Below are 813 nucleotides of genomic sequence, written 5' to 3'. Positions count from 1 at the left end.
GTGGCGTCGCCTTAAGTGTTGGAAGCTGGCGTTTAGGGCGTATGCCGTGTTTCAGGCGGCGATCGAGCCAGCGATTTCACGCCAGATCGAGATGGCGTGAGTGCGAAGCTGGCGATGGTCTGCGGCGGACAAGCATTTCCGGTGAAGAAGGAAAAGATTGGCGATCTGGCCGTGAGTTGAAACGAAACGCTGACATTGTCGCGCGGACTTGAACCGCATCATACGTCGCTCTCGCCGTCGCACAGCAAGATGAGAATTCTCAGCTCGGTTGTTCAATCCCTTGTGCGAGCGATGTTCGACGCCCGGCATCAACTGGGACTTTGCGGCCGAATAGGAACGCAGCTTGTCGGTCACCACCACGCGCGGGGCGGCACCCTGGTCCTTGAGCAGTCTGCGCATCAAACGCAGGGCTGCTGCTTTGTTCCTCCGGCTTTGCAGCAGGGCGTCGAGGACGTAGCCGTTCGCATCGACGGCGCGCCACAGCCAGAACCTATTTCCCTTGATCGTCACCACCATCTCATCGAGCTGCCACTTGTCGGCAAAGTGGCCGCGTGAGCGTTGTCTGAGCTGATGAGCAAGCTTCAGGCCGAACTTCGCCGCCCATTCCGAGACCGTCTGGAATGAGACGTTGATGCCGCGCTCAGCTAACAGATCCTCAACGTCGCGAAAGCTAAGCGGGAACCGATAATAGAGCCATACGGCATGGGCAATGATCTCAGCGGGAAAGCGGTGGCGTCTGAAGTGGACATGCGGGGCTTCGGTCATGAAAACCCGATACCAAGTCAATTCCAACCAGGCGGTTAAGGCGACGCC

1 protein-coding gene is annotated in these 813 nt (G+C 58.4%); it reads right to left on the bottom strand.

Translation table 11 applies throughout. From position 1 onward, the window contains the following. Positions 1–51: 51 nt before the first annotated feature. Positions 52–765 (bottom strand): IS6 family transposase, encoded by a 714-nt coding sequence (locus ACOZKU_RS27730; protein ID WP_421581606.1) that lies wholly within the window; start codon positions 763–765, stop codon positions 52–54. Positions 766–813 lie beyond the last annotated feature (48 nt).

This window comes from Shinella sp. M31, from assembly GCF_049199205.1.
Taxonomy (GTDB): domain Bacteria; phylum Pseudomonadota; class Alphaproteobacteria; order Rhizobiales; family Rhizobiaceae; genus Shinella.
Note: the sequence above shows the minus strand (reverse complement) of the source record. Positions and strands in the feature narration are given on the sequence as shown.

Excerpts from the sequence above, each read along its gene's own strand:
- ACOZKU_RS27730 (WP_421581606.1), bottom strand. The coding sequence starts at position 765 with ATGACCGAAGCCCCGCATGTCCACTTCAGACGCCACCGCTTTCCCGCT.